10 protein-coding genes and 1 pseudogene are annotated in these 6,038 nt (G+C 66.8%); 1 reads left to right on the plus strand and 10 read right to left on the minus strand.

Annotated elements, in window-relative coordinates; genetic code table 11:
- The 10 genes and pseudogenes from I71_RS25840 to I71_RS25875 all read right to left on the minus strand — a co-directional run.
- A partial coding sequence (locus I71_RS25840) for a hypothetical protein (protein ID WP_042700667.1) occupies window positions 1-946 on the minus strand: 946 nt, incomplete at its 3' end.
- A gap of 1 nt (window position 947) precedes the next feature.
- Window positions 948-1,634, minus strand: a complete 687-nt coding sequence (locus I71_RS25845) for a hypothetical protein (protein WP_148294372.1) — start codon at window positions 1,632-1,634, stop codon at window positions 948-950.
- 13 nt (window positions 1,635-1,647) lie between these two features.
- Window positions 1,648-2,619 carry a hypothetical protein gene (locus I71_RS35270; protein ID WP_049976332.1) on the minus strand — a complete coding sequence of 324 codons (972 nt, stop codon included), beginning with the start codon at window positions 2,617-2,619 and terminating at the stop codon, window positions 1,648-1,650.
- Window positions 2,616-3,080 carry a hypothetical protein gene (locus I71_RS25855; RefSeq protein WP_042700678.1) on the minus strand — a complete coding sequence of 155 codons (465 nt, stop codon included), beginning with the start codon at window positions 3,078-3,080 and terminating at the stop codon, window positions 2,616-2,618. The genes I71_RS35270 and I71_RS25855 overlap by 4 nt, the downstream gene beginning before the upstream one ends.
- Complete coding sequence (locus I71_RS25860) at window positions 3,077-3,817, minus strand: hypothetical protein (RefSeq protein WP_042700680.1); 741 nt, start codon at window positions 3,815-3,817, stop codon at window positions 3,077-3,079. The genes I71_RS25855 and I71_RS25860 overlap by 4 nt, the downstream gene beginning before the upstream one ends.
- Window positions 3,818-3,820: 3 nt before the next feature.
- Window positions 3,821-4,615, minus strand: coding sequence for a hypothetical protein (locus I71_RS25865; protein ID WP_042700682.1), 795 nt, complete (start codon window positions 4,613-4,615; stop codon window positions 3,821-3,823).
- Between the two features lie 12 nt (window positions 4,616-4,627).
- Window positions 4,628-4,792 carry a hypothetical protein gene (locus I71_RS38520; RefSeq protein WP_159107437.1) on the minus strand — a complete coding sequence of 55 codons (165 nt, stop codon included), beginning with the start codon at window positions 4,790-4,792 and terminating at the stop codon, window positions 4,628-4,630.
- An 11-nt stretch (window positions 4,793-4,803) separates the two neighbouring features.
- Window positions 4,804-4,989 carry a peptidoglycan-binding domain-containing protein gene (locus tag I71_RS40690; RefSeq protein WP_280109917.1) on the minus strand — a complete coding sequence of 62 codons (186 nt, stop codon included), beginning with the start codon at window positions 4,987-4,989 and terminating at the stop codon, window positions 4,804-4,806.
- Between the two features lie 15 nt (window positions 4,990-5,004).
- Window positions 5,005-5,454: pseudogene (locus I71_RS25870) on the minus strand (lysozyme); the annotation flags it as partial.
- On the minus strand, window positions 5,451-5,714 hold the full coding sequence (locus tag I71_RS25875) for a hypothetical protein (protein ID WP_148294373.1): 264 nt from the start codon (window positions 5,712-5,714) through the stop codon (window positions 5,451-5,453). The gene I71_RS25875 and the pseudogene I71_RS25870, both read right to left, overlap by 4 nt.
- Here I71_RS25875 and I71_RS37765 point away from each other — a divergent pair.
- Window positions 5,713-6,038, plus strand: a 326-nt coding sequence (locus I71_RS37765) for a hypothetical protein (protein WP_375731222.1), incomplete at its 3' end; no start/stop codon positions are given. The two genes, I71_RS25875 and I71_RS37765, sit on opposite strands and share 2 nt — an antisense overlap.

The following is a 6,038-nucleotide window of genomic DNA, read 5'->3' on the forward strand; positions in this document are numbered from 1 at the left end:
GCTCCGCCTGCGTGCCCTTGCCGGCCGGCTGCTTCGCAGTCGATGGGGCTTCTCCTTGCGATGCCGGCGTCGCGCTGGACGAAGACGGAGTGGAAGGCACCGATGGCGCGGAGCTTCTCCCGCTCGAACCCCCCGATCCGCCGCCCATCTCCTGCTGAACGAGTTCGCTGGTCCGGCGCTTGATGAAGGCAGAACGGTCGCCACCATCGTCCTTGAAGTCGGAGGAATCGGTGCTGAACCAGCCGGCGCGGTCGGCGGCTTCCGCCTCCGCGCGCTTCTGCGCGTCCTTCCGGATGGCGTCGGACACCGCCCCGCCTTCGCTCGCCACCAACCGATCCGCGAGATCGGTGCGGCCGTTTGCCTTCAGTTGCCGGTAGGCGCCAAGCCAGTTGACCTGCTTGTTGAATGGATCGGTGTTGGACTGTTTAGCGAGGTTCAATTCGCGCTGGTCCGCCGACGTAAGGTCGCCATCGTCCTTGCTGCGGGCCTTGGCATCCGCCGTCTTATCGATCTCCTCCAGCTTGTAGCCGTGCTGGCGCTCGTCGCGCTGGTTCTGCTGTTCGCCAGTGATGCCCAGCCGTTCGCGCTCCCAGGCCCGCGACTGCTCCTCGCGTTTGGACTGAAGGTCGTTGGACAGCCGGGTGTTCGCCTGGGTGCTGGCGCCCTGCGCCCCGATCTCGTCGATGCGATAGCCGTGCTGCCGCTCGTCGCGTTGGGTCTGGAAGTCGTTCTGCCGAACATCCCGGTCGGTCTGAAACTGGTTGAGGGTAGCGTCGCGCTTCGATGTGAAATCGTTCTGCACCCCCATTTCCTGCACGCGGTACCCATGCTGCAGCTCCAGCAGCCGGGCCTCGCGCTTGGCTTTGCCGTCCTCCTCGGCCTGCGCGGCCAGCCCCTGACCAAAGCCAGAGAGCGCGCCGCCGACGGCGCTCAGAAGCCCTGCCATGTCACATCCCTCCCCGCGGCTGGCGCAGCAGTCCGCGCGACGGCGGCGACTGATCCTGCTGCTGCGCCCCACCCTGCTCGCCAGCACCCGCCAGCTGGGGGACGAGATCGCCAAGCCGACCCTGCCGGTCTGCCTGCACCAGCGCGTCCCAATCCTGCTGGAACGGCCGCTGGTCCGCTCCGCTGTGCTGGTCCATGGCCCGGTAGAGATCGAGAGCGCGGTACAGCGCCTTCTCCAGTTCCTGGTCGGTGTACTGGTGAATGCCCGCCTTCGCCGCGGTATCGGCAAGATCCTCCAGCAATTCGGAGCCGCCGTGGAACAGAACGTCCGGGCTGATCTCGACGCCCTGCTGCTGGGCCGAGTCCTTCAGCCGGGAGACCACCATCACCACCACGGCCGCCAGACCTTCGACCGGATCCGGCGTGGCGGTCAGGCGCTTCATGATTGCCGGGAAGCTCTGTTCGTCGTAGATGAGCCGGAACGCCATGTCGATGAAGCGGTCATATTCCGCCTGCTCCTCCGGACTGACGTTGGGCTGGTCGCCCTGCCCTGCGCCCGCGCCGGCCGGGCGCTCCGCAGCCTCTTCCTCCGGGTTGTGGCCGGCCGGGCCTTCGGCCTGTTCCTCGGCCGGGCCATCGGCCATCGGCGCACCCTGTCCGCCCTGCGTGCCAGAGAGAAGTCCAGCCATGGTGTCGCTCCCCTCAAACGGTGGCCGGCACCAGCACATAGCGGCCGGTGGCGGGATCGTAGACGTATTGGCCCTGCACGCCCGCGGCGCTGAAGCGCTGCTGAGGCGTCATGCCGGGCTGCTGGCCGGCGGTGGCCTGCGAGTTGCTGGAGGCGGTAAGAAGGCCGGTGCGGGCACCCCCGTAGTTGGCGCGGACAACCGCTGCCCGAGCCTTGATGGCTTCCGCGCCACCGTCCCCGCCCAACAGTCCCTTGCCGAGCCCCGCGACGGTGTTGCCCACCAGCCCCTGATTTCGTTCCAGCCAGCCGCCCTTGTCGAAGATACCGCCGATGTCGGTGCCCGGGCGCGAGCTTGCAGCACCCCCATACAAAGCGTCCCTGGCTGCGGTGGTTTTCTCGATCATCCCGGTGGCCGCATTCGCCGACATCCGCGGCACATTGGTGGGGCTGCCGGCACCGCCGCCGCTATCTCCGCCCCCATCGGACAGAGCGCTCGCGCTGTTGATGCGCAGGAGGCCGTTCCGAGCACCCTGGGCCGCGTCGCTGGGAGGCGGTGCCGTCTCCACCCTGGCACCGGTGGAGGCGGCGGTGTCACCATTGGCGGTCGCCGAGGGCGCCGTCGCGCCGTCGGAACCCATGTAGCTGTCGTAAGCCCCCTTGGCGCCGCCCAGCACGGCTCCGGCCGCCGCGCCATACTGCGCACCCGCCAACATGCTGCCGCCGGCTATTGCCCCCATGGCGCCACCGGCGACCGCGCCATAGCCGGCATTGGTGACCGCCCCGCTGATCACGTTCGATAGCGTGCTGCCCATGCCCAGGCTGTCGGTGACGCTTTTGACCGCATCACCCCAGCTGGAGGTGACGCCAAGGGCATTGCCGGCCGTAAACATCACGGCGCCCGCCGCGAGCGCTACCGGCAGGATCTTGGCGGCGCCACTCCCGACTCGCTTGAAGACCTTGCCCACTCCCTTGATGACACCGCTCATTTGAGCCTCCGCACATACATGGCGCCATCCAGGCGCAATCCCTTGCGTTCCCATAGCTTGCCGGCCCGCTCCCAGCCCTCCACCGCACCGCTGATGCCCGGCCGGACCTCGATCACGCCAGGCGCCCCTTCTGCCCAGCGCAGGAAGGCATCCGCCAATCCGGAGGCGGCACGCGCATCGGCAGACGGGCTGACGTAGAAAAAGAGATCGGTGGCGTAAAACTCGGTGGAGATGCCGTAAAGCCGGTCGACCACTCCGACGATGAAGCCCTCAATCCGCCCATCGGCTTCCGCGACGAAGAGGCACGAGACCTTCCCGTGGGCCTGGATGGCCGGGATGCACAGCTTCTTGAAGCGCGCGATCTCCAGCGTTGCCCGGCCGGCATAGACGCTGCGCTGGTGCATCTCGACGGCCAGCTCGGCCAGCCGCAGGATGTCGGCGAACTTTGCAGGGCGGATCATGAGGTCCTCGTCGTCAGCAGCCCGCGGCGCTTGCGGATGTCCGGCACGAACGCCCGGGTGTCGGACTGGGGGGAGCCACCGGTGCCACCGGTGCCAGCGTCGCCATAGCTGTAATCGACGGTACCGGGAGGGGCGTCTGCCGGGCCAAGCAAGCTTTCAAGCCCCTCTGTGATGTTATCTCCGGCGAATTGCGCCGCCGCCGGACCTGCGGCTATCGCCAACCCGACGGGACCGCCAAATACTCCAGCAGCAGTGCCAAGCACCCCCAGCGATCTACCTGTCGGCGCTGCGAAGGCCTGACTGATTTTGCTCGACAACCAGCCGCTGATTCCGTCGCCGTCGCCAGTGCCCCAGCCTCCGCCATAGGCCGCATCGCGGCCTGCCGTGGTTGACTCGTTTTGACCGTGAGCGGCGTTCTCGCCGCCCGGGTTCGCCCCCGGCCCGCCGCCCTCGGTATCGCCCGGGCCGCTATCGCCGTTGTCGCTGTCGTCGAATTCCTCCAACCCGGTGCGCGGGTTCTTCGACGCCTCCGGCGAGCCGACGATGAAGCGGTTCGGATCCAGCCCGGCCGCATGGGCAACCTTCGCGAACAGCGCCATCAGTTCAGGCGTCTGGCAGGACTTCGGCACAACGAGTTCGCCTGGGGTCAGATGCCCTAGCACCCGATCCCCTCCCCTCCCCGCCTGCTCGGCTGCCACCAGACCGCGACGGGAGATGTTGCCCTGTGCATCGTCCATGACTTACACCGCCGTCGTGGTGACGGCCGGCGACGCCCAGTTCAGCTGGATGCCGTACATCTGCTGAACCAGATTCAGGCTGCTGTCGCGTAGCGATCCGATGTGCTTGAGGTAGGCGTCTCGGGTCTCGGCCGGCATGTCGGTGTTATTGGCGAGCGAACTGAACTCGCTGGCATAGAGCTGTTCCATCGAGGTGAGCGCCGACATGGCGCGCTCCTTCTCGTATTGGCTCACATTCCAGCTGGCGATCTTCTCTTTGCTCGCGTTGTCGATCTGCAGCAGGCCCGCCTTCTGCCGGTAATCCTGATCGGCCAAAACTGCCTTCTGCCGGTAATCCTGATCGGACAGCGAGGCATCCTGGCTGGCCTTCTCGACCTGCAGACGGGAATTCCAGTTGCCTTGGGAATCGATGGCGCCGAGTTGATGCTGATAATCCTGTTCGGACAACTGCTGCCTTTGACGGAAGTCTTGGTCGGATAGATCCTTATCGTAGGTATATTTTTGCTCCTGCAGGCCCCGGTTCTGTCCGTAATCCTGCGATGACAGATTCTTCGCCGCGGTCTGCTGGGCATTCTGCTGTGCCATCGGCAATGCCGCGGCCAGTACCGAAGACTGAGCCGATCCCACGGCCATCGAGCTGTTCAGCAGGCCGCGCCGCTGGGCCGTCGCCAGCCCGTCGGTCTTGGCCTGCTGCATGAGCGGGCCGCCAGCCGACGTGATGCGGGATACCTCGCTGTCGACCTTGTCGTCTTCCGGCGTCCATGTGGCGCCGCCGCCATTCGCTGCGCTGTAGGCCATGGGGAACGCTCCTCAGTTCATCCCGATCAGGGTCTGGAAGACCGCCGTCAGCAGATCCTGCAGATCGATGTCGCCGGTCAGGTAGCCGATGGTCGGCGCGACCAGGGCCGCAGCGACGACGAGATAGCGCTTCTTGCCGGCCAGCATGCCGCCACGCTTGATGGTTGAGAGGTCCATGACGCCTCCTTTCAGGCGATGCCCATGGCACGGGCAGTGATGGGACCGACGATCCCGTCGGCACGGAGCTGATGCGACGTCTGCCAGAGCGTCACCGCCGCCCGAGTGACGGGGTCATAGACACCGCTCTGGGTGACGTTGACGATTGCCTGGATGCGCTTGATGCGGCTTTCCTCGGGGCCTTCGGGGGCGGCCACGGCCTGTGCCTGGGCCGTCTGCCCGACAAACAGCGCCTCCTCTGCCGCGCGCCGGGCAACGAGGCCCGGCAGTCTGGTCGGCGTGCCGTTCACCGTTGCATAGACCCACCGGCCGAATTGGATGCCGGCCCCCTCCCTGTCACCAGAGTTCAAGAGCTTCAGCAGCGTGGAACTGGCGAGGCTGCCCGGACCGAGGTTGAAGACGAATGACGACAGCGCGCCCCGCTGATCGTCGTTCAGCGACACCTTCACCAGGGAATCGACATGGCCGGCGGCCTCTGCCAGATCGGCAGCGAGGAAGGCATCCGCCTGCGCCTCGGTGATGTTCTGCCCCAGCCGCACGCCGTCAGTGTGGCCATAGCCGATGGTCGGCACGCCGGCCGGGCAAAGATAGGCTGTGAGGTAGAGGCCCTCGAAATGCTTCACGAGATCGACCGCGGCGCGGCATACCGGCTTGCGGGTCATGACTGGTCTCCGGAGTTGGAGGTCGAGGAGGAGGAGGAGGATCGGCGCGCCCGCCACATCGCTTCGATGCGCAGGATGCCGACGATGATGCCGATGCCGATCAGGATGACCTGACCGATGTCATGGACGTCATCGAGCCACCAGGGCGTTGAGAGATAGCCGCCCGACAAGACGATGTCGGGGGCGGCGGCGAGGGCAGCTTTCAGCAGCATCGGAATGCGCTCCACACGGGGCATGGCTATGGGTTGATGGCTGCTCATGTCGCCTCCATCAGGCCGCAGTGAATTTCAGGACGACGCCGCCGGGCTGCTGGGCATCGCCGGCAGCGCCAGGACGGTCTGGATCGGACTGATTTGCGGCGCGCCAATCGGTTGCGGCGATCAGTACGGCGGAGCCGGCCACAAAGCCGCTCAGGTGGCTGTTGCCGCCACCGCCACCGGTACGGGTGGCGGTGAAGCCCGCGCCGGCTCCGCCCCCACCGCCAAAACAGCCGCCACCGCCACCGCCGCCCGGGGGAAAGCTCGGGTTCCCATCGCCACCATCGCCGCCCTTGCCGCCAATGCCGGGGGAGCCGTCCTTATCCG

It is taken from the genome of Azospirillum sp. B506, from assembly GCF_000333595.1.
Lineage (GTDB): Bacteria > Pseudomonadota > Alphaproteobacteria > Azospirillales > Azospirillaceae > Azospirillum.